This window comes from Pseudomonas sp., from assembly GCF_035512415.1.
Taxonomy (GTDB): Bacteria; Pseudomonadota; Gammaproteobacteria; order Pseudomonadales; family Pseudomonadaceae; genus Aquipseudomonas.
In genome coordinates this window covers 38,437-64,388 of the sequence record NZ_DATKDZ010000029.1, presented here as the reverse complement: position 1 = coordinate 64,388, position 25,952 = coordinate 38,437, and the positions used below count along the sequence as shown (strand labels likewise).

General features: G+C 63.7%; 23 protein-coding genes. 9 read left to right on the top strand and 14 right to left on the bottom strand.

Translation table 11 applies throughout. From position 1 onward, the window contains the following. Positions 1 to 76: 76 nt before the first annotated feature. Positions 77 to 994: a LysR family transcriptional regulator gene (locus VMP31_RS15325; RefSeq protein ID WP_325508557.1), complete on the top strand. Its 918-nt coding sequence runs from the start codon at positions 77 to 79 to the stop codon at positions 992 to 994. 117 nt (positions 995 to 1,111) lie between these two features. Then, a complete protein-coding gene (locus VMP31_RS15320) occupies positions 1,112 to 1,972 on the top strand; it encodes a DMT family transporter (protein WP_325508555.1) in 861 nt (286 codons plus the stop codon). A 381-nt stretch (positions 1,973 to 2,353) separates the two neighbouring features. Here the strand turns inward: VMP31_RS15320 and VMP31_RS15315 are convergent, their stop codons facing one another. The 3 genes from VMP31_RS15315 to VMP31_RS15305 all read right to left on the bottom strand — a co-directional run bounded on the left by VMP31_RS15315 (position 2,354) and on the right by VMP31_RS15305 (position 5,123). Further along, positions 2,354 to 2,608, bottom strand: coding sequence for a Txe/YoeB family addiction module toxin (locus VMP31_RS15315; RefSeq protein ID WP_325508553.1), 255 nt, complete (start codon positions 2,606 to 2,608; stop codon positions 2,354 to 2,356). Then, positions 2,605 to 2,856 carry a type II toxin-antitoxin system prevent-host-death family antitoxin gene (locus VMP31_RS15310; protein WP_325508551.1) on the bottom strand — a complete coding sequence of 84 codons (252 nt, stop codon included), beginning with the start codon at positions 2,854 to 2,856 and terminating at the stop codon, positions 2,605 to 2,607. Before VMP31_RS15310 ends, VMP31_RS15315 begins: the two co-directional genes overlap by 4 nt. A gap of 269 nt (positions 2,857 to 3,125) precedes the next feature. After that, the gene (locus VMP31_RS15305) at positions 3,126 to 5,123 is read right to left on the bottom strand and encodes a U32 family peptidase (RefSeq protein WP_325508549.1); all 1,998 of its coding nucleotides are present in this window, start codon (positions 5,121 to 5,123) and stop codon (positions 3,126 to 3,128) included. Positions 5,124 to 5,347: 224 nt separating this feature from the next. Between VMP31_RS15305 and VMP31_RS15300 the strand changes: the two genes are divergently transcribed. Next, complete coding sequence (locus tag VMP31_RS15300; protein WP_325508547.1) at positions 5,348 to 7,717, top strand: DNA polymerase II; 2,370 nt, start codon at positions 5,348 to 5,350, stop codon at positions 7,715 to 7,717. A 39-nt stretch (positions 7,718 to 7,756) separates the two neighbouring features. Next, a complete protein-coding gene (locus VMP31_RS15295; RefSeq protein ID WP_325508545.1) occupies positions 7,757 to 8,938 on the top strand; it encodes an AAA family ATPase in 1,182 nt (393 codons plus the stop codon). Here VMP31_RS15295 and VMP31_RS15290 read toward each other — a convergent pair. Continuing rightward, positions 8,935 to 9,840, bottom strand: a complete 906-nt coding sequence (locus VMP31_RS15290) for a DMT family transporter (protein WP_325508543.1) — start codon at positions 9,838 to 9,840, stop codon at positions 8,935 to 8,937. The two genes, VMP31_RS15295 and VMP31_RS15290, sit on opposite strands and share 4 nt — an antisense overlap. Positions 9,841 to 10,021: 181 nt before the next feature. On the opposite strand from VMP31_RS15290, the gene VMP31_RS15285 reads away from it, so the two are divergent. Further along, on the top strand, positions 10,022 to 11,380 hold the full coding sequence (locus tag VMP31_RS15285; RefSeq protein WP_325508541.1) for a hypothetical protein: 1,359 nt from the start codon (positions 10,022 to 10,024) through the stop codon (positions 11,378 to 11,380). Here the strand turns inward: VMP31_RS15285 and arsJ are convergent, their stop codons facing one another. The 6 genes from arsJ to VMP31_RS15255 all read right to left on the bottom strand — a co-directional run bounded on the left by arsJ (position 11,381) and on the right by VMP31_RS15255 (position 16,237). After that, positions 11,381 to 12,610 carry an organoarsenical effux MFS transporter ArsJ gene (arsJ, locus tag VMP31_RS15280; RefSeq protein WP_325508539.1) on the bottom strand — a complete coding sequence of 410 codons (1,230 nt, stop codon included), beginning with the start codon at positions 12,608 to 12,610 and terminating at the stop codon, positions 11,381 to 11,383. It lies immediately after the preceding gene. 250 nt (positions 12,611 to 12,860) lie between these two features. Continuing rightward, positions 12,861 to 13,865 (bottom strand): ArsJ-associated glyceraldehyde-3-phosphate dehydrogenase, encoded by a 1,005-nt coding sequence (locus VMP31_RS15275; protein WP_325508537.1) that lies wholly within the window; start codon positions 13,863 to 13,865, stop codon positions 12,861 to 12,863. Between the two features lie 24 nt (positions 13,866 to 13,889). Then, the gene (locus VMP31_RS15270) at positions 13,890 to 14,222 is read right to left on the bottom strand and encodes a YnfA family protein (RefSeq protein WP_325508535.1); all 333 of its coding nucleotides are present in this window, start codon (positions 14,220 to 14,222) and stop codon (positions 13,890 to 13,892) included. A gap of 1 nt (position 14,223) precedes the next feature. Further along, on the bottom strand, positions 14,224 to 14,718 hold the full coding sequence (locus tag VMP31_RS15265) for a tyrosine-protein phosphatase (RefSeq protein WP_325508533.1): 495 nt from the start codon (positions 14,716 to 14,718) through the stop codon (positions 14,224 to 14,226). Between the two features lie 18 nt (positions 14,719 to 14,736). Next, a complete protein-coding gene (arsH, locus tag VMP31_RS15260; RefSeq protein ID WP_325508531.1) occupies positions 14,737 to 15,447 on the bottom strand; it encodes an arsenical resistance protein ArsH in 711 nt (236 codons plus the stop codon). Positions 15,448 to 15,463: 16 nt separating this feature from the next. After that, complete coding sequence (locus tag VMP31_RS15255; RefSeq protein WP_325508529.1) at positions 15,464 to 16,237, bottom strand: metalloregulator ArsR/SmtB family transcription factor; 774 nt, start codon at positions 16,235 to 16,237, stop codon at positions 15,464 to 15,466. A 150-nt stretch (positions 16,238 to 16,387) separates the two neighbouring features. On the opposite strand from VMP31_RS15255, the gene arsB reads away from it, so the two are divergent. From arsB to VMP31_RS15240, 3 genes are all read left to right on the top strand, one after another. Then, entirely contained in the window at positions 16,388 to 17,455 is a 1,068-nt protein-coding gene (gene arsB, locus VMP31_RS15250) for an ACR3 family arsenite efflux transporter (protein WP_325508527.1), read from the top strand. Positions 17,456 to 17,552: 97 nt separating this feature from the next. Beyond that, complete coding sequence (locus VMP31_RS15245) at positions 17,553 to 18,431, top strand: AraC family transcriptional regulator (RefSeq protein WP_325508525.1); 879 nt, start codon at positions 17,553 to 17,555, stop codon at positions 18,429 to 18,431. A gap of 176 nt (positions 18,432 to 18,607) precedes the next feature. Beyond that, a complete protein-coding gene (locus VMP31_RS15240; RefSeq protein ID WP_325508523.1) occupies positions 18,608 to 21,244 on the top strand; it encodes a DEAD/DEAH box helicase in 2,637 nt (878 codons plus the stop codon). A 7-nt stretch (positions 21,245 to 21,251) separates the two neighbouring features. Here the strand turns inward: VMP31_RS15240 and VMP31_RS15235 are convergent, their stop codons facing one another. Then, positions 21,252 to 21,758: a phosphate-starvation-inducible protein PsiE gene (locus VMP31_RS15235; RefSeq protein WP_325508521.1), complete on the bottom strand. Its 507-nt coding sequence runs from the start codon at positions 21,756 to 21,758 to the stop codon at positions 21,252 to 21,254. A gap of 272 nt (positions 21,759 to 22,030) precedes the next feature. Here VMP31_RS15235 and VMP31_RS15230 point away from each other — a divergent pair, with 272 nt between their 5' ends. Continuing rightward, the gene (locus VMP31_RS15230; RefSeq protein WP_325508519.1) at positions 22,031 to 22,291 is read left to right on the top strand and encodes a YebG family protein; all 261 of its coding nucleotides are present in this window, start codon (positions 22,031 to 22,033) and stop codon (positions 22,289 to 22,291) included. 250 nt (positions 22,292 to 22,541) lie between these two features. Here VMP31_RS15230 and VMP31_RS15225 read toward each other — a convergent pair whose 3' ends face one another. The 3 genes from VMP31_RS15225 to pdhA all read right to left on the bottom strand — a co-directional run bounded on the left by VMP31_RS15225 (position 22,542) and on the right by pdhA (position 25,881). Then, positions 22,542 to 23,651, bottom strand: a complete 1,110-nt coding sequence (locus VMP31_RS15225; RefSeq protein WP_325508517.1) for a dihydrolipoamide acetyltransferase family protein — start codon at positions 23,649 to 23,651, stop codon at positions 22,542 to 22,544. 141 nt (positions 23,652 to 23,792) lie between these two features. Further along, the gene (locus tag VMP31_RS15220) at positions 23,793 to 24,779 is read right to left on the bottom strand and encodes an alpha-ketoacid dehydrogenase subunit beta (RefSeq protein WP_325508515.1); all 987 of its coding nucleotides are present in this window, start codon (positions 24,777 to 24,779) and stop codon (positions 23,793 to 23,795) included. Beyond that, positions 24,769 to 25,881, bottom strand: a complete 1,113-nt coding sequence (gene pdhA, locus VMP31_RS15215; protein ID WP_325508513.1) for a pyruvate dehydrogenase (acetyl-transferring) E1 component subunit alpha — start codon at positions 25,879 to 25,881, stop codon at positions 24,769 to 24,771. The genes VMP31_RS15220 and pdhA overlap by 11 nt, the downstream gene beginning before the upstream one ends. Positions 25,882 to 25,952: the final 71 nt, after the last annotated feature.

The following is a 25,952-nucleotide window of genomic DNA, read 5'->3' as shown; positions in this document are numbered from 1 at the left end:
CAGCTGAGTCAGGGGATTGGCCGGCTAGACTCGATTTTCCAAAGGTAAGAATTACGCCGATTAATAGGTGAAACGCATGAATTACGAGCTGCAGGACCTCAGGGCCTTCGTAAAAATTGCCGAGTTCGGTAATTTCCACCAGGCCGCCAACGCGATCCACCTGTCACAGCCGGCTTTGACCCGGCGCATGCAGAAGCTTGAGGAAGGGCTGGGTACCCAGTTGCTTGACCGAACCACGCGGCGCGTCAGCCTGACCGCGGTGGGCCGGGACTTTCTGCCCAAGGCCAGGCGCTTGCTGGACGATTTCGAGCGCTCAATCCTCGGCATTCGCGAACTGGCCGAGCGCCAGTCTGGCCAGGTGACCCTGGCCTGCATCCCCACAGCGGCGTTCTACTTCCTGCCGACGGTGATCCGCGAATTCAACCTGCAGTATCCGAAGATCCGTATCCGTATCCTCGATCTGAGTGCCCATGAAGGGCTCGAAGCCGTGCTACGCGGCGAGGCCGATTTCGGCATCAATATGCTCAGCGGGCAGAGCGCGGAGATCGACTTCACCCCACTGGTTGAGGAACCTTTCGTGCTCGCTTGCCGCCGCGACCATCCTCTGGCCGCACAGCCTCAGGTGGCCTGGCGCGAACTTAGTGATTACCGCCTGATTGGCGTCGGCCGCCTGAGCGGCAACCGCGTACTGCTCGACCACGGCTTGGCCCACCTGGATTGGCGGCCCAGCTGGTTCTACGAGGTGCAGCATCTATCCACTTCGCTGGGCATGGTCGAGGCGGGGCTAGGAGTGGCGGCCTTGCCCAGCCTGGCGATGCCTGCCGAAGACCACCCGATACTGGTTCAGCGCCCCCTGGTAGACCCGGTTATCAGTAGAACCCTGGGGCTGGTGCGCCGTCACGGTTCATCGTTGTCGCCAGCCGCCGAACAATTCGTCGATACCTTGCTGCGCCAGTGGCCAAGCTATCGCTCGTTGGGCAAGGACAAACAGTAAAGAGACAGAGCGCGAGGGGCTGCGGTGCACGCGACTAAAGAGGGAGCGGGAAGACACCTACGACTGTCGAGAGCAAGGTAATCTCGGCAACCACCGGGAATCGGCTAAGGAAACCCCATGTCATACCCCCGCCTTGTCAGCATGACGGCGCTCGCCTTGATCGCCTTCGCCGCCAACTCCCTACTGTGCCGGGCAGCGCTTGCCGACGGCAGCATCGATGCCGCCAGCTTTACCAGCATTCGCCTGATCGCCGGGGCTGCGGTGCTCTGGCTGATCGTGCGCCTGCGCGCCGGCAACGCGGTTGGCAAGGGCAACTGGCTATCGGCACTGGCCCTGTTTGCCTACGCCGCCGGGTTTTCCTTCGCCTACCTTGAACTGTCGACGGCCACCGGAGCCCTGCTGCTGTTTGGCGCGGTACAAAGCACGATGATCGGTTACGGCCTGTACCGGGGCGAACGCCTGCGGCTGCCCCAGCTCGGCGGCTTGTTGCTGGCCATTGGCGGACTGGTTGGCCTGCTTTTGCCGGGCCTCTCCGCCCCGCCGCCACTGGCCTCGGCGTTGATGCTGGGCGCAGGGGTAGCCTGGGGCATCTATTCGCTGCGCGGCAAAGGTGCAGGCGATCCGCTGCAGGTCACCGCCGGCAACTTCCTCCGGGCGGTGCCCATTGCCCTGATCCTCAGCGCCGCGACGCTCGGCGATATCGCCCTGCAGCACTGGGCCGGAATTGCCTACGCCATCGCCTCGGGCGCGCTGGCCTCCGGGCTGGGCTATGCCGTCTGGTACAGCGCCTTGCCGGCTTTGAAAGCCAGCACCGCCGCCAGCGTGCAACTCAGCGTACCGGTGATCGCCGCCCTGGGCGGCGTAGCCCTGCTCGCCGAACCCCTCAGCCTGCGCCTACTCCTCGCCTCCCTGGCCATAATCGGCGGCATCGCCCTGGTGATCCTGACCGGACAACGAACCAAACCCGCCAGCCGCTAACACCGCAGCCCAGCAGCTACGGCCACAGAGCCTGACTGCGCCATCAAGTAGGGTGCGCCGTGCGCACCACCGGCGGCCGCTACCTAGAATCAGCGCATAACCCGGATATCCACGACGGCTATTTGTAGGGTGGACATAGCGAAGCTTTGTCCACCGCTGGCCATCCATGGCGGACAAACCTTCGGCATGTCCGCCCTACCTGATTGCAGGTATTGCGGCAAAGCCTATTGGTGGGAAATGCTTCACGGTTTTCCACCCTACGCATGGCGACTATTTGTAGGGCAACGCCAAGCTGTGCACACGCACAAATAGGACGGGATAGCGCAGCGATACCCATCCGCATAGCGCGTTTTGCAGCCGGTGATATGGCGCGTTCTGCACTCAGTAGTGATAACGCAGCTGCGCAATCAAAAGCGCATCGCCCTCCACCCGATAAACCATCCGATGCTCGTCATTGATACGGCGTGACCAGTAGCCCGCAAGGGCGTGCTTGAGTGCCTCCGGTTTGCCGGTGCCGGCAAAGGGGCTGCGCGCCGCTTCCTTGATCAGTGCGTTGATGCGTTTGAGGATCTTCTTGTCGCTGCCCTGCCAGTGGAGGTAGTCCTCCCAGGCCTGCTCGGCAAAGATCAGCCTCACTGCGCCAGGCTCCGCTCCTGGCCTTGACCGCTTTCCAGACTGGCGACTGCCTCAAGCAGGCGCTTGGCATTCTTGGGAGCGCGCAGCAGGTAAGCGGTTTCTTCCAGAGCCTTGTAATCCTCAAGCGAGATCATCACCACCGATTGCTGTCGGTTGCGGGTGATGATCAGCGGTTCGTGGTCTTCGCATACGCGATCCATGGTCTGAGCCAGATTGGCGCGCACTGTGGTGTAGCTGATGGCGTCCATTAAGATACCCTCTATATCTGTACGCGATACCGTACATATATAGGCCGGAGCCTGTCTAGGGTTTTGTTGGTTTCCGGAGCTGACAGCTTTGCAAGCAGGTGCCTGGCGTAGCCCGGATAAAATCCGGGAGGCGGTTGCGAATTGATAAATCGTCCCGGATTGCATCCGGGCTACCCTGCTGGTGGAAAACGCTCTGCGGTTTCACCCTAGAGACTGATGGGTATCGCTGCGCTCAACCCATCCTAAGCGTCACAAAATTCGAGTCTGCTTTAGCGCTTAATAGTCTTGAGCAGATCATCCGGGGTGATATAACCCACCGCGCCGCCCTTGCTCTGGGCGCTGCCCGGTTGCGGCTGATGCAGGATATGGCCCTTCATCTTGCCGATGATATGCATCTCGCAGGGTTTGCAGTCGAACTTCAGGGTCAGCACTTCATCCTGATGGATCAGCTGCATGTCCGATACTTTGGTGCGCACGCCGGTGACGCCCTTGGCCTGTTTCGGGCAGAGGTTGAAGGAGAAGCGCAGACAGTGCTTGGTGATCATCACCGGCACTTCGCCCGACTCTTCGTGGGCCTCGTAGGCGGCGTCGATCAGTTGCACGCCATAACGTTTGTAGAAGATACGGGCCTTGTCGTTGTAGACGTTGGCGAGGAAGGTCAGGTGCGATTCCGGGTACACCGGTGCCGGCACGCTGACGGGTTTGCGCCCGCCACGCGGATGGGCGGCAACGCGAGCCTGGGTCAGGGCTTCGATGGCTTCGCGGCGCAGGGCCTTGAGTTGCGAACCGGGGATAAACGGCACGGCCTCGCAGTCGATCTGCGCGCCGGCGCTGTAATAGATGGTAGTGCCCAGTTTGCTCAAGCCATCGGCCAGCTGTTCGCGGGCCTGCTCGACATCCTTGGCGGCGGCGAAGGGGCCGGCCAGGCTGACGCTGGCGCTGATGCCGTCAGCGCTGGTGACGCTTACATTCAGCTGCTCACCGCGCAGGCTGAGCTGCCAGCTGACCGCAATGCGTCGCTCGGATGAGGTCTTCTGCAACGCCTGTTGCCAGTTATGGTCAAGGTTGCGATGCAGCGGCTGCAGCGGACGCACGCGGTGCATGGCCTCGGGCATTTCATTAGGCTCGACGCGGTAGCGGTAGCGCTTCTCGCCCTCTTCCTCGAACTCGCTTTTAAGCTCCGCGATATTGGCGCGAAAGCCCACCACTTCACGTTTGATCAGCACATTGAGGCCATCGCCGTTGGACAGCGGCGTGTCGGTGACGGCGATCAGGTCGCGTTTGCCTACCTTTTCCACCACGCCCACGGTCAGCCCGGTAAAGGTCGGCGAGTCGAACGCGCCGATGTCCACCTTGCGGTCGGTGACGAAATAATCGGTGCTGCCGCGGTGGAAGGTCTTGTCGGTGTCCGGGGTGAAGAAGTGCTCGGTGCGCCCGCTGGAGGCGCGTTCCAGGTGCGGACGCTGCTCGATAATCGCATCCAGCTCGCGGCGGTAGTGCGCGGTGATGTTCTTCACGTAGCTCATGTCTTTGTAGCGCCCTTCGATCTTGAACGAGCGCACGCCGGCATCTACCAGATAGATCAGGTTGTCGGTCTGGTTGTTGTCCTTCATCGACAGCAGGTGCTTATCAAACGCCACCACGCGGCCCTGATCATCCTTGAGGGTGTACGGCAGGCGGCAAGCCTGGGAGCAGTCGCCACGGTTGGCACTGCGCCCGGTCTGCGCGTGGGAGATATTGCACTGCCCGGAGAACGCCACGCACAGCGCGCCATGGATAAAGAACTCGACCGCTGAATCGACGTTGCGGCAGATATTGCCGATCTCTTCCAGGTTCAGCTCGCGGGCCAGCACCAGTTGGGAGAAGCCGGCGCCATCGAGGAAGCGGGCTTTTTCCAGGGTGCGGATATCGCACTGGGTGCTGGCGTGGATCTCGATGGGCGGAATATCCATCTCCATCACACCCATGTCCTGCACGATCAGCGCATCGACGCCGGCCTCGTACAGCTGCCAGATCATCTGCCGCGCCGGTTCCAGCTCATCCTCATGGAGGATGGTGTTGAGGGTGACAAACACCCGCGCATGGAACAGGTGGGCAAACTGCACCAGCTCGGCAATCTCCGCCACGCTGTTGCTGGCGTTGTGCCGCGCACCGAAGCCGGGGCCGCCGATATACACGGCATCGGCGCCGTGCAGGATGGCTTCCTTGGCAATCGCGGTATCGCGCGCCGGGCTCAGTAGTTCGAGGTGGTGCTTGGGCAGGGACATGATTTGGGTATCGGGCAGTCAATCAGGGCGGGCATTTTACTCCTAAAGCCGGTTTTGTATGTGGCCGCTTGGCAGTCGCGCAAACACTGTATAGGCATACAGACAAAAGCCCGCGTAGAATTGGCCAGCAATTAGGTAGGGTGCGCCGTGCGCACCGATGCAAACAATCGGATACCGGTGTGCGCGGCGCACCCTACAGATTCAGGCTGGCTGAGGCGATAACGGTGGACTTACAACAGGGCTTTCTGCTGACCCGGCACTGGCGTGATACGCCGGCAGGGACGCAGGTGGAGTTCTGGCTGGCCACCGATAACGGCCCGCGACATATCCGCCTGCCCTATCAGCCTTCGGTGGCCTTTATTCCGGCGGTGCAGCGCGAGCAGGCCGAAGCACTGCTGAACAACGAGCGCGGCGTCGAGCTGCGCCCGTTGGGCCTCAAGGACTTTCACCAGCGCCCGGTGCTGGGCCTGTATTGCCAGCAGCATCGCCAGCTGATGGACCTCGACAAGCTGCTGCGCCGCGCCGGCGTCGAAGTCTACGAGGCCGATGTGCGCCCACCGGAGCGCTACCTGATGGAGCGCTTTATCACCGCGCCGGTGCTGTTTGCCGGCACGCCCGACCCGAGCGGCAATGGCCTGCTGCTGGATGCGCAGATCAAGCCCTGCAGCGACTACCGACCAAGCCTAAAGCTGGCCTCGCTGGATATCGAAACCAATGCCTTTGGCGAGCTGTACTCGATTGCCATCGAAGGCTGCGGCCAGCGCAACGTGTATATGCTCGGCCGCACACCCGAACAGCCGCCGGCGGTGGATTTTCAGCTGGAGTACTGCGCCAGCCGTGGCCAGTTGCTCGAACGCCTGAATCAGTGGATGGCCGAGCACGACCCGGACGCAATCATCGGCTGGAACCTGGTGCAGTTCGACCTGCGCGTGCTGCATGAACATGCACGCAACCTGGCCATCCCCCTGCGTTTGGGCCGCGATGGCAGCGAGATGCAGTGGCGCGAACATGGCAGCCGCAACGGTCATTTCTTCGCTGATGCTGCCGGCCGGCTGATTATCGACGGCATAGAGACGCTGCGTTCGGCGACCTGGAGCTTCCCCTCGTTCAGCCTGGAGAACGTCGCGCAAACCTTGCTCGGCGAGGGCAAGGACATCTCCACGCCCTACCAGCGCATGGACGAAATCGACCGCATGTTCCGCGAGGACAAACCGGCCCTGGCGCGCTACAACCTGCGCGACTGTGAGCTGGTCACGCGGATCTTCGGCAAAACCGCGATCCTCGACTTTCTGCTGGAGCGCGCCAAGGTTACCGGGCTGCCCGCCGACCGCAACGGCGGCTCGGTGGCGGCCTTCGAGCACCTGTATATGCCGCTGATGCACCGCCGCGGTTTTGTTGCGCCGAATCTGGGCGACAACCCACCGCAAGCCAGCCCCGGCGGTTTTGTCATGGAGTCGCAGCCGGGGCTGTACGAGTCGGTGCTGGTGCTCGACTACAAGAGCCTGTATCCGTCGATTATCCGCAGCTTTCTGATCGACCCGGTGGGGCTGATCGAGGGCCTGCGCCAGCCGGACGATGCGCACTCGGTGCCGGGCTTTCGTGGCGCGCGCTTCTCCCGCAGCCAGCACTGCCTGCCGTCCATAGTCGAGCGCGTATGGCAGGGCCGTGAGGCGGCCAAGCGCGAGCACAACGCGCCGCTGTCGCAGGCGCTGAAGATCATCATGAACGCCTTCTATGGCGTGCTCGGCTCCAGCGGTTGCCGCTTTTTCGATACGCGCCTGGCCTCCTCAATCACCCTGCGCGGCCACGAAATCATGGCCCGCACTCGCGCGCTAATTGAGGCTGAAGGTTATGCGGTGATCTACGGCGACACCGATTCCACCTTTGTCTGGCTCAAACGCCCGCATGCCCAGGAGGATGCCGCGCAGATCGGCCGCGCCCTGGTGGCCAAGGTCAATGCCTGGTGGCGCGAGCATCTGCACAATGAGTACGGCCTGGAAAGCGCCCTGGAGCTGCAGTTCGAAACCCACTACAAGCGCTTTCTGATGCCGACCATCAGAGGCGCGGAGGAAGGCAGCAAGAAACGCTATGCCGGGATGGTGACGCACGCTGACGGCAGCCACGAGATGGTCTTCAAGGGCCTGGAAACCGTGCGCAGCGACTGGTCGCCACTGGCCCAGCAGTTCCAGCGTGAGCTGTATGAGCGGATCTTCCTGCGCCAGCCGCATCAGAGCTACGTGCGCGACTATGTCGAACGCACCCTGAATGGCGAGCTGGACGAACTGCTGATCTACCGCAAACGCCTGCGCCGCAAGCTCACCGACTACGAACGCAACGTGCCGCCGCATGTGCGCGCCGCGCGCCTAGCCGACGAATACAACGCCCTGCACGGCCGCCCACTGCAGTACCAGAATGGCGGCTGGATCAGCTATGTGATCACCACAGCCGGCCCACAACCGCTGGAAGCGCGCAGCGCCGCCATCGACTACGAACACTACCTGACCCGCCAGCTGCAGCCAGTGGCCGATGCCATCCTGCCGTTTGTTGGCGACGATTTCGCCACGCTGATTGGCGGGCAGTTGGGCTTGTTCTAGTCGCCAGCTCTCACTTATTACTCGTCAGGAAGACCCCAAATGCTGCACACCCTCGCCGTCGCCAACTACCGCTCGATCAACACCCTGGTGCTGCCGCTGGGGCGGCTCAATCTGGTGACCGGGGCCAATGGCAGCGGCAAGTCGAATCTCTATCGCGCCCTGCGCCTGCTGGCGGAAACCGCCCAGGGCGGTGTGGTCAATGCATTGGCCCGTGAAGGCGGGCTGGACTCCACTTTCTGGGCCGGGCCGGAAACCATCAGCCGGCGCATGCTCAGCGGCGAGGTGCCCGTGCAGGGCGGCCCGCGCAAGGAGGCCCGGCGCCTGCGCCTGGGTTTTGCCGGCGATGATTTCAGCTATGCCATTTCCCTCGGGCTGCCGGAGTCCAACTCCGGCGAAAGCCGCGATATTCCCAGCGCCTTCGCCCTGGACCCCGAGATCAAACGCGAATGCATCTGGGCCGGAGGCAGCTTTCGCCCCGCCTCGCTGCTGGTGGATCGCGCCGGAGCGATGGTGCGCATGCGTGAGGGACGCAACTGGCAGGTTATAGCCCAGCACCTGCCGAGTTTCGACAGCCTGTATGAGCAGATCGGCAATGACCCCGCCTGCCCGGAAGTGTCCCACCTGCGCGAACATATCCGCCGTTGGCGCTTCTACGACCACTTTCGCAGCGATGCCGAAGCGCCGGCACGCCTGCCGCAACTGGGCACCCGCACCCCGGTGCTGCACCACGACGGCCGCGACCTGGCTGCGGCGTTGCAGACCATTCGCGAAATCGGTGACCCCACTGCGCTGGATGCGGCCATCACCGACGCTTTCCCCGGCGCACGCCTGCGCATCGATATGCAGGCCGGCGGACGCTTTGCCGTGGAGTTGCAACAGGAGGGATTATTGCGGCCCTTATCGGCCAGCGAACTGTCGGACGGCACCCTGCGTTACCTGCTGCTGGTAGCCGCCTTGTTAACGCCCAGACCGCCGTCGCTAATGGTGCTCAACGAGCCGGAAACCAGTCTGCACCCCGACCTGCTGCCCGCCCTCGGCCGGCTGATTATCGCCGCCTCGCAACACACCCAAGTATGGGTGGTATCCCACGCCAGCCGCCTGATCGCCACTCTGGAGCAACACCCCGAGTGCAATGCCATCGTCCTGGAAAAACAGCTTGGGCAAACCGTGATTCAGGGCCAGGGCATGCTCGATGAACCTGCTTGGAAGTGGCCGAGTTAACCCTTGGAGGCCAGTACAACCGTTGCCTGCAACGCCTTGGGCTTACGAAACACCAGCACGTTGCCCAGCATCACCAGCGCCAGGCCGAACAACGCCGGGGCGGTCCATTGATAGCCCTCGGCAAACACCGAGATATTCAGCGCAACCACTGGGAACAGCACGGTGCAGTAGGCGGCGCGCTCCGGGCCCATGCGCCCGACCAGGGTCAGGTAGGCGGTAAAGCCGATCACCGAACCGGGAATCGCCAGGTACAGCAAGGTGCCGACGTAACGGGTATTCCACTCGAAGCCGAACGGCGTGCCACTGAGCAGACAGATCGCCACCAGCATCAGCGCGCCATACAGCATGCCCCAGGCGTTGGTGGTCAGCGGCTTAAGGCCGGCCTTCTGTTGCAGGCTGGAGAGCAGATTGCCGGCGGAAAAGCACAGGGTACCGATCAGCGCCAGGCCAATGCCCAGCAGAGTCTCGCGGCTGGCCTCCTGCCCGGCCAGTTCCGGCCAGAACAACAACGCCAGGCCGCCCAGCCCCAGCGCGCCACCGGCCAGCACATTGGCGGCGATCTTCTGCTTGAAGAACAGCCGCGCATTGATCGCATTCCATAGCGTTGCAGTGGAGAAAATCACCGCCACCAGGCCGCTGGGGATCCATTGACTGGCGGTGTAAAAGCACAGGAAGTTGATGCAGAACAGGCACAGCCCCTGCGCCAGGCAGATCAGCTGGCCGCGTTTGTCGAGTTTCTGCAGGCGCCCGCTGAGCAGCAGGACGGCGAACAGCACGGCAGCAGCCAGGGCAAAGCGATAGGCGATGGACGCGGCAATCGCCACTTCGCCCAGTTGCAGCTTGAGGGCGATCCAGGTGGTACCCCAGATCAGTACGGTCAACAGATAGAGCGACAGGTTCATCAACAGACTCCCGGTAACAAGCCTGAAGTCTGCGCGCCTTAGGCTGCCGCCACTTGCATAAAGTTGCGCTTTTTCTGGCCGTGAGCTGCAGTGTCTGAGGTATTAGCTGGGCGCTATGGCCAACGCGGGCAGCGGCTGCTACAACCCTAACCCATCTCTCCAGAATCACGCGGAACCCGCCATGACCCAGCCGCTGCTCCCCTTGAGCGAACAGGACGCCACCTACCTCTCTTCGGCCAGCGTCGGTGCCGCCCTGGCTGAGGTGTCGATCAAGACGCTCAACAACCGTTGCTTCTGCATCAGCCTGGATCAGGCGGCACTGCGCGATGCCCTGGAGTCGAACCTGGGCCAGCCCGGCCTGTTCGAACTGGTGCGCGAGCGCTGCCCCTACCTATTTGCCGCCCACCCGGTGTTCGTCGCCAAGGCCCAGCTCGAACGCATGGCCGAGGTAATCCGCGCCATCGAGTCGGTGGTGGCCCTGCCGGCCTATCGCGAACGGGTGTTGGCCCGTTCGCCGGCCATTGCCCGGTTTGAGCCTGGGGCCAAGGGGGTGTTTTTCGGTTATGACTTCCATATCGCCGAAGACGGCTTCGGCCTGATCGAGATCAACAGCAATGCCGGCGGGGCCATGCTTAACGCCGTGCTGGCGCGGGCGCAGCGGGCCTGCTGCCCGGCCATCGAGCAACTGCTGCCGCCGGCGCTGCGGGCCGAAAGCCTGGAGGCCAATATCATTGCCATGTTCCGCGAAGAATGGTGCCTGGCCGGGCACGAGCGGCCGCTGCGCAGCATCGCCATAGTCGACGAGCGACCCGAGCAGCAGTATCTGTACCCGGAGTTTCTGCTGTTCCAACAGCTGTTCCAACGCCACGGCCTGCAGGCGGTAATCGCCGATCCCAGCGAGTTGAGCTTGCGTGACGGCCAACTCTGGCATGGCAAGCAGGCCATCGATCTGGTCTATAACCGCCTGACCGATTTCGCCCTGGACGACCCGGCCCATGCCCATCTGCGCCAGGCTTACCTTGAGCGCGCCACCCTGCTCACCCCGCACCCGCAGGCCCACGCCCTGTATGCCGACAAGCGCAACCTGGCGCTGCTCAGCGATGCCGAGCAACTGCAGGCCCTCGGCGTGCCCGAGGATGTTCAGGCCCTGCTGCTGGCGGCCATTCCGCATACCGAAGTGGTCGACCCGGCCAATGCCGAACGCCTGTGGCGCACACGCAAGCAGCTGTTCTTCAAACCCTGCGCCGGCTACGGCAGCCGCGCAGCCTACCGTGGCGACAAGCTGACTCAGCGCGTATGGCAGGAGATTCTCGCCGGCGATTACGTGGCTCAGGCCCTGGTGCTGCCAGGGCAGCGCGCCATGTCGCCGGAAACCCCAGCACTAAAGTTCGATCTACGTGCCTATGCCTACGACAGCCAGGTGCAATGGCTGGCCGCGCGTCTGTATCAGGGCCAGACCACCAACTTCCGCACCCCGGGCGGGGGATTTGCCCCGGTCTATCCGGGACCTGAGGGTGGTTGTGGGGCCAGCTGCAGCTAATCAGCCCGCAGGCGTCTGCACGACATGCCGGGGCAGGCCAATGGAAATCAGCGCCGCCAACAGGACAAAGGCCGAGGACACCCACAGGCATGCTTCCAAGCCATAGGCCTGATAGACCCAGCCCGACAACAGCGTGCCGATCAGCCGGCCGAGGGCGTTGGACATGTAATAGAAGCCGACATCCAGCGACACGCCGTCTTCCTTGGCGTAGCTGACGATCAGGTAGCTGTGCAGCGAGGAGTTCACCGCAAACAGCGCGCCAAACACCATCAGCCCGCCGAGCAAGACCCACTGCGCCGGCAAATCACTGTTCAGACCCAGGGCAATTGCGGCGGGCAACCCGGCTAGCACGGCAGCCCAGGCGAATGCCGCGCGGCCATCCGGCAACTGGCCGCTGGCCTTGCCGGTGATGGCCGGGGCAAAGGACTGCACAATGCCGTAGCCAATCACCCAGGCAGCGAGAAAGCCGCCGACCATCCAGAAATCCCAGCCAAATACACTGGACAGATACACCGGCAACGCAACGACAAACCACACATCGCGCGCGCCGAATAAGAACAAGCGCGCCGCCGACAGAATATTGATCGCCCGGCTCTTGGACAGAATGTCGCGAAACTTCGGCTTGGCTTTCGCCTTGCCCAGATCCTTTTTCAGCAGTAGCAAACTGGCCAGCCAGATCAGCGCCAACACCGCCGCCATGGCCAGCACCGCGCCGGCGAAACCGAGCAGGGCCAGCAACGCGCCGCCCATAAAGAAACCCACGCCCTTGAGCGCATTCTTCGAGCCGGTAAGAATCGCCACCCACTTGTACAAAGTGCCCTGCTGACTGTCCGGCACCAGCAGCTTGATCGAGCTCTTGGCGCTCATTTTGTTCAGGTCTTTGGCGATCCCCGACAGCGCCTGCGCGCCCATCACCCAGGGGATGGTCAACCAGGCCGCCGGCACGGTGAGCATCAGCAAGGCCGCCACTTGCAGACCCAGACCAATATTCATGGTCCGATTAAGCCCCAGCCGCGCGCCCAGATAGCCGCCGACCAGATTGGTCACCACACCGAAAACCTCATAGAACAGAAACAGCGCGGCGATCTGCAGCGGCGTGTAACCGAGGCTATGAAAATGCAGCACCACCAACATGCGCAGCGCGCCGTCGGTGAGGGTAAAGGCCCAGTAGTTGCCGGTTACCAGCAGGTATTGGCGCACTTCGGGGGCCAGGCGGGATAAGGCGTGCATATGCTGATTTCCTGATCAATCGCGGTGTCTTTAGCCCCTCACCCCAGCCCTCTCCCCAAAGGGGCGAGGGAGCGGATTTCACGCGGCTTCGACCGTAGGGTGGATGACGCTTTATCCATCCACCGAACAGCGGTGGTGGATGAAAAAGGTGTCATCCACCCTACAAAGTTTGTTGGGCGGACATGCCACAGACTTGTCCGCCATAGGGTCGCCGCTGGTGGACAAGGCTTCGCCATGTCCACCCTACTGATCAATCGACTGTACCCACCATCCGCGCCAACTCCACCGCGCGATTGGCGTAGCCCCATTCGTTGTCGTACCAGGCATACAACTTCACCTGGGTGCCGTTTACCACCATGGTCGACAGCGCATCGATAATCGAGGAGCGCGGATCGGTGCGGTAGTCGATGGACACCAGCGGCCGCGCCTCATACCCAAGAATCCCCGCGAGCGGCCCGTCAGCGGCGGCCTTGAGCAGGGCGTTGACCTCTTCCACCGTGGTCGCGCGTTCCACTTCGAATACGCAGTCGGTCAGCGAGGCGTTGGCCAGCGGTACGCGCACCGCGTGGCCGTTCAGCTTGCCGCGCAGCTCGGGGAAGATCTCGGCAATCGCCGTCGCCGAACCGGTACTGGTGGGTATCAGGCTCATGCCCGAAGCCCGCGCGCGGCGCAGGTCCTTGTGCGGCGTGTCGAGAATGCTTTGGGTATTGGTCAAGTCGTGGATGGTGGTGATCGAGCCGTGGCGGATGCCGAGGTTTTCGTGGATCACCTTGACCACCGGGGCCAGGCAGTTGGTGGTGCAGGAGGCTGCGGTAACGATACGGTGCTGCGCCGGGTCGAACAGCTGCTGGTTGACGCCCATCACGATATTCAGCGCGCCCTGCTCTTTCACCGGTGCGCAGACCACCACGCGCTTGACGCCTTGCTGCAAATAACCTTGCAACAGGGCTACGGTTTTTATCTTGCCGCTGGCCTCGATCACCAGATCGCAGCCGCTCCAGTCGGTATCAGCGATGGCCTTATTGGCCGTGACCTTGATCCGCTTGCCATTGATCAGCACGCACTCACCCTCGCTGCTCGCCTCGCTATTCCAGCGGCCATGCACCGAGTCAAAGTTGAGCAGATGCGCGTGGGTCGGCGCATCGCCGGCCGGGTCGTTGATCTGCACAAACTCAAATTCCGGCCAGCCCCAGGCAACACGCAGCGCCAGACGACCGATACGACCAAAACCGTTGATACCTACCTTGATAGCCATAAACGAACTCCCTCTAGAAAGTGATTAGGCGCTACGCGGCGCAAACATAATGATTGCCATACCAAGCACGGCTACAGCCGCCCCCAGCAGGTCCCAATGGGTCGGGCGAATACCGTCCACCAGCCACAGCCAGATAATTGCCGTCGCCACATACACCCCGCCGTACGCGGCATATACACGTCCGGCGGCGGTCGGGTGCAGGGTCAGCAGCCAGGCGAACAGCGCCAGCGACACAGCGGCCGGCACCAGCAACCAGATGCTCTTGCCCTGCTTGAGCCACAGATACGGCAGATAGCAGCCGATGATCTCGGCCAGGGCCGTCAAGGCGAACAGGCCCAGGGTGTTGAGCATGCTCATCTCAGTTGCCGAACTGGGCGAGCCAGCCCGCATGGGCCGGATGCTGAATGGCTTTCGGGCGCAACGCCTGCACCAGGCTGATGGCCTCGCCACGAGCGATACCCAGCTCGATGAGGATGCGCGCGGCAATCAGCCCGGTGCGCCCGGAGCCACCTTTGCAGTGGATGGCGATAGCCTTGTCGGCCGTCAGCAGCTCAGCAATCTGCGCCATAGCCACCGGCCAGGCTGCGTCGAAATCCGCCTGTGGCACCTGCTCATCGGCCACCGGCAGATGCAGCCAGCTCAAACCTTGTGCGCCGCACAGTTCGGGCAATTCGCTAGCGACGTTTTGTGCGAGCTCCGATGACGGCATCAGGGTCAGCACAGCATCAGCCCCCGCCTGTTTCAGGGTGCTCAGGGCGCTGTCGATACTGCTGTCCTTGGTGCCCGGGCAAGGCGTGAAGATCAACCGGCCAGTACGATTGGGAATGCTGAGAACATCAAAGGGATGGGACATGCTGATTGATCCTGAGAGTTAAATGGAAGCCTGATTGACCCGTTTGGACAGCTGCTCGGCCGACTCCTTGCGCTCGGAATAGCGGTCCACCAGGTAGTCCGTTTGGCCGCGCAGCAGCAGGGTGAACTTGACCAGTTCCTCCATCACGTCGACCACCCGGTCGTAATAAGCCGATGGCTTCATCCGCCCGGCGTCGTCAAATTCGAGAAAGGCCTTGGCCACCGAAGACTGGTTGGGGATGGTGAACATGCGCATCCAGCGCCCCAGCACGCGCATCTGGTTCAGCGCATTGAAGGACTGCGAGCCGCCGCTGACCTGCATCAGCGCCAGGGTCTTGCCCTGGGTCGGGCGCACCGCGCCCATGCTCAGGGGAATCCAGTCGATCTGTGCCTTGAACACCCCGGTCATCGCGCCGTGACGCTCCGGCGAGCACCAGACCATGCCCTCGCTCCACAGCACCAGCTCACGCAGTTCCTGCACCTTGGGGTGATCCTCGGGGGCGTCGTCCGGCAGCGGCAGGCCGCTGGGGTTGAAGATCCGCGCTTCGGCACCGAACTGTTCAAGTAGACGCGCAGCCTCCTCGGTCAGCAGGCGGCTATATGAGCGCGCCCGGTTGGAGCCGTACAGCAGCAGAATGCGCGGCTTGTGCAGCAGGGCCGGCTTGGCCAATTGCTCCTGGCCCGGCAGATCGAGCAGTTCGGGATCGATATTCGGCAACTCAAAGGTCATGGTCTTGCTCCGGAAATCAGCCGCACAGTGAGGCGCGATCAGGACGGTCACGCATGCTGTGCAGACGCAAGCGATCCTCGGCCAGTTGTGGGTCGTCCGCTGTCAGCACCTGCGCCAGGATCTGGCCAACCCAGGCCGGCAGTTGCGGGTGCAGACGGTAGTAGACCCACTGCCCAGCGCGGCGGTCCTGCAACAGGCCGCTGCTGCGCAACTGGGCCAGGTGGCGGGAGATCTTCGGCTGGCTTTCCTGCAGGGCGGCGGTCAGCTCGCAGACACACAACTCGCCTTCCTGCACGATCAGTTGGGTCATACGCGCGCGGGTGTCGTCGGCCAGGCATTTGAACAGGGTGACCGGTGCCAGCATCTGCAGCGGAGCCTGGGCTTTGCTCTTGACCAGCACGAACATCTTGATGCGCTCGTGGATCTGCTGCAGGCAGTGCTTGTAGGCATTCTTCTGCTGGCTGCTGGCCGGGTCCTGGAAATCCCAGGCGATATATTCGCCGGCCCCGGGCAGGGTGCTGCACTCGAACGCGGACTTGTCGCACAGGGTAATCACATAGTCGAACTGCTGGCCGTCGAAGCTCTCCAGCGGCTTGCTGTGCAGGTTCTCGGTGCTCACCCCCAGTTGCTCCAGCGCCAGACGGGCACGGGGATCGACCTCACCAGGCAGGGTGCCGGCGCTAAAAACCTCATAGCCTTCGGGGTCGGTATGGCGTAGCAGCGCTTCAGCCATCTGCGAGCGGGCGGCGTTGGCCACGCAGAGAAACAACACGCGGGTCTTTTGGCTCATGGCGATGGGTGTCATATAAATACGGTTTGGCGAATATATTGATATCCATATATCTTGTAAACCGTATATTCAGCCAAGCCCAAGCCGACCCAGATCAACACCGGGCGCAGCGGGACTGGCTAGACTCGCCACTCCCCCAAGGAATCCAGCATGGCCAACGCCCTAGAATCCTCCGCCCCTCAAACCCGCTCGCCGCTCGGCCTGTTCGAGCGTTATCTGACGCTCTGGGTATTGCTCTGCATTATCGGCGGCACCCTGCTCGGCCTGTTCGTCCCCGAGGCGGCACAAGCGGTGGGCGCGCTGGAAGTCGCCCAGGTGAATATCCCGGTGGGCCTGCTGATCTGGGTGATGATCATCCCCATGCTGATAAAGATCGACTTCAGCGCCATTGGCGAGGTCTACCAGCAGCGCGCTGGCCTGGGCGTAACCCTGAGCATCAACTGGCTGATCAAGCCGTTCACCATGGCTTTTCTGGCCTGGCTGTTTCTGCGCCATGTGTTCGCCGGCTGGCTACCGGCCGAGCAGATCGACAGCTACGTGGCCGGGCTGATTCTGCTCGGTGCCGCGCCCTGCACCGCCATGGTGTTTGTCTGGAGCAACCTGTGTAAGGGCAACGCCAACTTCACCCTGACCCAGGTGGCGATCAACGACCTGGTGATGGTGTTCGCCTTCGCCCCCATCGTCGCCCTGCTGCTGGGCGTGTCGTCGATCCCGGTGCCGTGGGACACCCTGTTGCTGTCGGTGGTGATGTATATCGTTATCCCGCTGGCCATCGCCCAGTTTATCCGCGCACGCCTGCTGCGCCGGGGTGATGCCGCATTGCAGGCGGTGCTTACGCGCATCGGGCCGTTCTCCATCCTCGCCCTGCTGGCCACCCTGGTGCTGCTGTTCTCCTTCCAGGGCCAGACCATCGTCGCGCAACCATTGATCATCGCCATGCTGGCGGTGCCGATTCTGCTACAGACGCTGTTTATCGCCGCCCTGGGCTACTGGATGTGCCGCCAACTCAAGGTGCCCCACGATATCGCCGGGCCCGCAGCGATGATCGGTGCGTCGAACTTCTTCGAGCTGGCCGTGGCTGTGGCCATCGCGCTGTACGGCTTCAACTCCGGTGCCGCATTGGCCACCGTGGTCGGCGTGCTGATCGAGGTGCCGGTCATGCTCTGGCTGGTGCGCATGGTCAATAACAGCAAGGGCTGGTACGAACACCGGGCCTGATGGCAACTGGACGGTGCTTGCACAATCTTGCGCTTTTCAGCCCGCGGGGGGTGGCACGCCGGCATGCCCGGCGTAGCATGGGGCGACCGGAGGTTTTATGGCGCAACTTGAGCACTTACAGGTTTTCCAGAGCATGCACAGCTCACCCAACACCCGCCTGCATCGCAGCGCCGAGTTGGGCGATGGGCTGGCGGCTGCCGTGTGGAGTAACCGTCATGATGCCCGCGACTATGAAGCCCCCAGCCATCACACCCTGTCCTGCTACCTGGCCGGCGGCACCGGCACCTTTCGCCGCGAGAGCCCGCACAGCAAGGGCGCGCCGGACAAGCTGTGCATCCTCCCCGCGGGCCATCAGTCGGCCTGGGTGATCAACGGTGAAATCCATCTGGCCCACCTCTATATCAGCCAGGAGCAGTTCGCCCTGGCGGCGGTCAATCTGCTGGATCGCGAACCCCGGGAGCTGGAGCTGCGCGAGAGCACCTTTCTCGACGATGCGCAGCAGGCCCGGCGCTTTCGCCAGCTCAGCAGCCTGGACTGGAGCGAGCCGGGCGAACGCCTGCTGAGTAGCAGCCTGGCCCACGGTCTGATCAGCCACGCCCTGCTGAACCAGGTCGGTCGCCGCGAGGGCCTGCGCCTGACCGGCGGCCTGGCCCCAGGTCTGCGCCGTCGGGTGCGCGACTTTATCCAGGCCAACCTCAGTGAGGCACTCAGCCTGGGTCAGCTGGCCAGTTTGTGTGCGCTCTCCGAATACCACTTCGCGCGGATGTTCCAGCTCAGCTTCGGCCTGCCTCCGCACCGCTATGTGCTGGCCCAGCGCCTGCTGCAGGCGCAGCAGTTGTTGCGCAGCAGCCCGCTGCCCCTGGGCGAGGTGGCCCTGGCGTGCGGTTTTGCCAGTGCCAGCCATTTCAGCAACCGCTTCCGCCAGGCCCTGGGGGCGACGCCTGGGCAGTACCGCCAGGCCTTCGCCGCGCGCTAAGCCACGGGGCCACACCTCTCAACCAAGACCTGCTCGCGCCGCGCCGCCAACTTGGCGACACACGGGGCCGCACAACAGCCTGCTAATCCGCCCGGGCTGTGCCAGAATCGTCGGCTGTCCTTTAGATACGCCTTCGCCATGCCACGCATCGCCTTTGCCACCCTGGGGTGGCGCTAATGCCCCTCGACCTGCTGCGCATTCGCCAGGAAGACTGGCGCGCGGAATTCGGCGTGGGCGATTTGCAGCGCGGCCAGGGCTACGCCGCCCAGGGCCGCAGCACCCTGCTCAGCCTCAAGGGCGACCTGCTGCTGGCCAACTGCCGCGGCTCGGGCGCACAGACCTACCACCAGCGCATCACCATCAAGCCTTACGGCCAGGGCTGGAGTGTCAGTGGCCGCTGCAGCTGCCCGGTGGGTTTCAACTGCAAGCATGTGGCCAGCGCCCTGCTGACCCTGCAGAACCAGCAGGATCAGGGCGTCGACCTGTCGCCCCTGATCGTGCCCAGCCCGGAATCGGTCGAACAACTGCTGCAGGACGTGCAGCCCACGCCGGTGCTCAGCCTGGGCAGCCTGGTGCGGGTGCATTTCGATGCGCGCAAGGGCCGCATGCAGGAACAGACCCAGCACCGCGCCGCCCTGGCCTTCGACTACCAGGGCCATCTGGCCACGGGCAAGCCGGTTAAGGATCTGCTGATTAAACAGAGTCCGCAGCAGAGCCTGCGCATCGTCCGCGACGCCGCTCAGGAAGCCGCGCTGCGCAAGCGCCTGGAGCAGACCGGCCTGCAGGTGGCGCTGCGCCAGAGCGAAGCCCTGCCGGAGCACGCTGGCGAGGCCTATGAACAACCCAATGAGGCGGCCTGGCTGCTGTTTGTCCGCGAGCAGCTGCCGCGGCTGCGTGAAGAAGGCTGGGAAATCCGCATGCAGCCGGAGTTCCAGTTCAACCTGGCGCAGGTGGACGACTGGTACGCCACGGTCGAGGAAGACCCGGAACAGAACTGGTTCGACCTGGAGCTGGGTATCGAGGTCGAAGGCCAGCGCCTGAGCCTGCTGCCGATCCTGTTGCAGGCGATCCGCCGCACGCCCTGGCTGCTCAATGGCGAGGCGCTGAACAAGCGCGATGATAGCGAGATGCTGCTGGTCAGCCTGCCGCACAACCACAAGCGCGTCGCCCTGCCCTTCGCCCGCCTCAAGCCGCTGCTGGCCACCCTCGGCGAGCTGTTCTTCCGCGAGCCGGGTGAATCCAGCCAGCGTCTGCGCCTGTCGCGCCTGGATGCCGCGCGCCTGGACCAGCTGGCACAGGGCCCGGCCCTGAACTGGCACGGCGGCGGCCAGCTGCGCGACTTTGCCCAACGCCTGCACAGCCTAAATGCCGCGCAGGTTCAGGCCCCGCAAGGCCTGCAGGCCGAGCTGCGGGCCTATCAGCTGCAGGGCCTGGCCTGGATGCAGGCCCTGGCCGAGCTGGAAGTCGGCGGCCTGCTGGCCGACGATATGGGCCTGGGCAAGACCCTGCAGACCCTCGCCCATATCCTCTGCGAACAGCAGGCCGGACGCCTGCGCCAGCCGGCGCTGATCGTCATGCCCACCAGCCTGATCCCCAACTGGCAGGACGAAGCCGCGCGCTTCACCCCGCAGCTCAGGGTGCTGGCCCTGCACGGGCCCAAGCGCCGGGGGCTGTTCAAGCAGATCGGCGAGCACGACATCATTCTCACCACCTACGCCCTGCTGCCCCGCGACCTCAAGGCGCTGAACGCGTACAGCTACCGCCTGCTGATTCTCGACGAGGCGCAGAACATCAAGAACCCGCGCAGCAAGGCCGCCCTGGCCGCCGCGCAGATACAGGCCGGGCAGCGCCTGTGCCTGACCGGCACACCGCTGGAAAATCATCTGGGCGAGCTGTGGTCGCTGTTCAACTTCCTCATGCCCGGCTGGCTGGGCGACAGCAAGAGCTTCGTGCGCGACTACCGCACGCCTATCGAGAAACAGGGCAACACCCAGCGCCTGGCGCATCTGTCCGGGCGGATCAAACCCTTCGTCCTGCGCCGTAGCAAGGAGCAGGTGGCCCGCGAGCTGCCGCCCAAGACCGAGATCACCCACTGGGTCGAACTGACCGCGGTGCAGCGCGACCGCTATGAAACCCTGCGCCTGGCCATGGACAAAAAGGTCCGCGCCGAGATCGCCCGCCAGGGTCTGGCCCGTAGCCAGATCGTGATTCTGGAAGCCCTGCTGCGCCTGCGCCAGGCCTGCTGCGACCTGCGCCTACTCGGCGAGGACGGCGACGCGGCACTGGGCAGCCACGACTCGGGCAAGCTGAGCGAGCTGCTGGAAATGCTCGAAGAACTGTTCGCCGAAGGCCGCCGGGTGCTGCTGTTTTCCCAGTTCACCTCGATGCTGACGCTGATCGAAAACGAACTGCAGGCGCGGCATATCCCCTACGCCAAGCTCACCGGCAGCACCCAGGACCGGCGTACCCCGGTGCAGCAGTTCCAGGCCGGCGAACTGCCGATCTTCCTGATCAGCCTCAAGGCCGGCGGCGCGGGCCTGAACCTTACCGCCGCCGATACCGTGATCCACTTCGACCCCTGGTGGAACCCGGCCGCCGAAGCCCAGGCCAGCGACCGCGCCTACCGCATCGGCCAGGACAAGCCGGTGTTCGTCTACAAACTGATCGCCCGCGGCAGCGTCGAGGAAAAGATTCAGCAACTGCAGCAGAGCAAAGCCAGCCTGGCCCGCGGCCTGCTGGAAGGCGGTAGCCAGGCCCAGTGGCAACTTGGCGAAGAAGACCTGCAGGCGCTGTTTGCGCCGCTAAGTGACTGACCAGCCGTCAATCATCACTCTGCGTATCGTCTTTCTCGGCCGCATCATCGGCCGAATTGCGTTTGCGCCGTGGCCCATCGGCCTGCACCGAGGGATAGCGCGAGGAGGCGTAACGCACCACAAAAATCGCCAGCGCCAGCAGCAGAATCGCCCCGGACACCATCACCACGCCCATGTCGGGTTTGTGGTTGTGCGAGATGTCGGAAATCATCAGGCGGGTCAGCGCGGTGATCGCCACATAGATCATGAAGCGGATCGGCATGTGGTTGGTCTTGAAATAGATCCCCACCATCGCCGCCAATTCCAGGTAGATAAACAGCAGCAGGATGTCGTCGACGGTGATGTGGCCCTTCTCCAGCATGCCGAGAAAAGCCATGACCGCCGCCCAGGCGGTAACTGCACCGATGGCGAACAGCGCCAGGTAATGAAACGCCTCCATCAACAGATTGCCCAGCGATTCCGCCAGTCCATGCATGCGCTCGCGCACCAGATCGGCCCGATTTGGCTTACCCATAAAATCTCCTAGAGGATCGAAAATGACGACAGCTCCGCGCGGCCTCATCTAACAGTGCCAGTAGAAGAAGCTCGCGCCAGACAAAAAAGCACCTGCAACCGCCGCGCCAGCATGGCGGCTGGCTGTTGCACCATTAAGAATCGGCTATGGTATTAGCCGGCATGGCAATTGCTGCTGGCCAAATGCAGGCAAGTTCTTTATGCTCGCAACCACTGTACAGATAAACAGTTAACTCCCCGTAACCCATCAGCGTGAAGGCGTAGAGGTGATGAATGGCCGTCGAAGTGGTGTACCGCAGCAGCCGAGATTTGGAGCGTTTGTTTATGGATAAAGCCGAAGCCGACCGCCATGACAAAATGCTCGAGCTGGCCGAGCTGTTGACCGATGTGCTGCAGAAGGCCGTGCCTTCGCTAAACGAGCAGCAGGGTGAGGAGCTGGGGATCTTTATGGCGAAAAACCGCGAGATCTTCGCCAAGGCCTTCAAGAACCAGCCGGATGCCCTGAGCGAACTGGGCGAGCCTCAGACCGAGTAGCCCCCAGCTACCCGAGCAGCACCGCTCCGCCCCCGGATTGCAGCGCGTACCGCGCTTTATCCGGGCTACCGGACAGCGTAGCGCCTGAATAACCGCGATCCCCGTAGGAGCGGTGAGGGTGCCTACCCCATGCCCGCGATGTTTTTCAGCCTTGTAGGGTGGATGACGCCTTTCTCATCCACCATCACGATGTGGTGGGTGGATAAAGCGCCACCCACCCTACGCAGCTACACCACGCCTACGGGACTTATTACCCCTCTCGCTGCTCCAGCGCCTGCACCAATGCCTTGAGAAAACGCGCGGCCTCGCCGCCGGTAACCGCGCGGTGGTCGAAAGTCAGCGACAGCGGCAGGATCGGGTGGACCTCGACCTTGCCCTTGACTGCCACCGGCTCGTCGCGGATGCCGCCAGCTCCGATGATCGCCACCTGCGGCGGCATCACGATGGGGTTGGCGTAGCGGCCGAACAGGGTGCCGAAGTTGGACAGGGTCAGGGTCGCACCCATCATTTCCTGGGGCGGGATGGAGCGCGCCTTGACGTCGGCGCGCAGGCGCGCGGCACCGGCTTTCAGGTCTTCGGCGTTGCGTGCGCCGACATTGCGCAGTACCGGTACGAACAGGCCGTCGGGGCTGTCCACGGCGATGCCCAAGTCAAGTTGTTCGTGCTGTTTGAGCGACAGGTTCTTGCCATCGAACCAGCTATTGAGCAGTGGCTCGGCGCGACAGGCCGCGGCAATCGCCTGGGCCAGACGCACCAGCGGATCGCGGGCCTCGGCCCAGAGGTGCAGGTCGGCATCGCCGACTATCACCACCGGCACCACTTCGGCGTGGGCACGGGCCATATTGATCGCCATGCTGCGCCGCACCCCGCGCAGCTTCTCGCCACCGAACCTGTCTCGCGCCGTTTGGGTCGCGGCCTCGACATCGGCGCGGGTGATCAAGCCATCCGTGCCGCTGCCCGCCAGACGGCCCAGCTCCACTCCCAGTTGCCGCGCCAGCTGGCGCACCGCAGGCGTTGCCCGCGGAGCCAGGTGTTCGCGGGTGGACGGCGCGGCCCCGACGAAGAAGCTGTCGGCCTGGGCTGCACCGCCCCCTTCGAGGCGGCCGACCACGGTGCCGGCATCGGCCTCGCCTTCGTAGGCCAGCAGCGGCTCGCCGACATGCAGGATATCGCCCTCGGCCCCGAAGGTTTTCACCACCACCCCGTCGTAGGGCGCGGGAATATCGACAATGGCCTTGGCGGTTTCCACCGAGACCAGCAGCTGATCGGCCTTGACCGTATCGCCGGCCTTGACGTGCCACTCGACGATCTCGGCTTCCTGCAGGCCTTCGCCCAGGTCGGGCAGTTTGAAATATTTCATGGTCTCTCCCGGTTCCATTGCTCTTGGTGGGAGCGGAGTTGTCCGCATCGTTCGCGGGCATGGAACTAGGCGTCCCCCCCGCTCCTACATGATCAGCGACCGGCTCGTAGGGTGCGCCGTGCGCACCATTGCCCTCGGGGCTCAGGCGTAATTCAGCACCGCCTCGCAGGCCGCGACTATGTCGTCGATCCCGGGGATATACAGCCCTTCCAGGCGGTACAGCGGCGGCGGAATATCCGGTGCGGTCACCCGCTGGATCGGTGCCTGCAGATCGAGCAAGGCACGCTCGTAGAGGCTGGCGGCGATCTCCGCGCCAACCCCGCAGCTTTTCGGCGCTTCGTGCACGATCACGCAGCGCCCGGTCTTGCGCACCGAGGCCTCCAGGGTGTCGAGATCCAGCGGCTTGATACAAGCCACATCGATTAGCTCCACGGAAATCCCGCGCTCGGCCAGCAGCTCGACGGCCTGCTGGCATTCGTGGATGCTCGCGCCCCAGCTGATCAGGCTCAGGTCACTGCCCTCGCGCAGGGTAAAGCAGCTGTCCAGAGGCAGGCGCTTGCCGTCGTCATGCAGTTCCTGGGGATTCATCCGATAGAGCCGGGTCGGTTCAAGAAAGATCACCGGATCGGGGTCGTCGATGGCCGCCAGCAGCAGGCCATAGGCCCGCGCCGGCGATGAGGGGATGACCACGCGCAGGCCGGGGATATGGGCGAACAGCGCCTCGGTGCTTTCGCTGTGATGCTCGGGCGCGCGGATGCCGGCCCCCATCGGCGTGCGCAACACCATGGGGCAACTCAAGCGCCCGCGGGTGCGGTTACGCATGCGGCTGGCATGGGACACCATCTGATCCAGCGCCGGGTAGATAAAGCCCATAAACTGGATTTCCATCACCGGTTTCAGGCCCTGGGCGGCCATGCCCACCGCCAGGCCGGCGATCATGGTTTCCGCCAGCGGCGTGTCGATCACCCGCTTGATCCCGAAGGCCTCACGCAGCCCGGCAGTAGCGCGAAACACACCGCCGTTGACGCCGATGTCCTCGCCCAGCGCGACCACGTTTTCGTCTTCATACATGGCCCGGTGCAAGGCCAGATTGACGGCCTCAAGCAGGCTGACTTTGTCACTGGACATGGTCGTCCCCTCCCCGTTCTGCGGCCACCCTGCGCCGCGCCGCCCGCTCCAGAAACATCTCACGCTGCTCGGCCAGGGCGGCCGGCCACTGCTCGTAGACATACTTCAGCGCCGCCTCGGCGGGTGGTTCGCCAACCGCCTCGAAGGCCTCCACCGCTTGCTGCACCAGAGCCTGGCATTCGCCGATCAACGTCTGCTCGCGGCCCTCGTCCCACAACTTCTGCGCCACCATAAAGCGCTGCAGCCGCTTGATCGGCTCTTCCTGCCAGGCCTGCTTGACCTCCTCACTGCTGCGGTAGCGGGTGGCATCGTCGGCCGTGGTGTGATCGCCCAGGCGATAGCTCAGGCACTCCAGCAGCACCGGGCCCTTGCCGTGGCGGGCGCGCTCCAGGGCCGCCTGCATCCGCGCGTAGAGCGCCAGCACATCGTTACCGTCCACCTGCTCGCCGGGGAAGCCGGCCCCCAGGGCTTTCTGCGCCAGGGTCGGCGCGCCGCACTGAATGCTCCGCGGCACCGAGATGGCCCACTGGTTGTTGTTGACCACAAATACCACCGGCAGCTGCCAGGCCCCGGCGACGTTCAGCGCTTCGAGAAAATCGCCCTTGCTGGTCGCGCCATCGCCGCAGGTGGTCACCGCCACCCGGTGTTCGCCGCGGATCTTGAACGCGCTGGCCACCCCGCAGGCATGCAGGGCCTGGGTGGCGATGGGCACGCAGAGTGGGAAGTCCTGGGCCGCCGCCGGGTCGGCATAGGCGCTGCCGCGCTCGTCGCCACCCCAGTAGAGGAGGATTTCCTCCATCTTCACCCCGCGCATCAGCTGCACCGCGGTGTCGCGGTAATAGGGCACCAGCACGTCCTCGGCCTGCATCAGCGCACCGATGGCCACGCCTATGGCCTCCTGGCCCAGGGTCGGCGCATAGGTGCCGATGCGCCCGGTGCGCTGCAGGGCCACGGCCTTTTGATCAAACAGGCGGGTCAGGACCATCTGCCGGTACAGGCGCACCAGCAGCGCGGAGTCGTCGGCCCAGGCCGGCAGCCCGTCAAGCAGGCAGCCTTGGGGATCGAGAATGCGGGTATAGGGCAGTTTCAGACTGTCAGGCATTGCTGTACTCCTCGACATCTTATGGATGTCTGCCGAGCTGCAGGCTTATGGTCCGCAGCCGTATCAGTGCG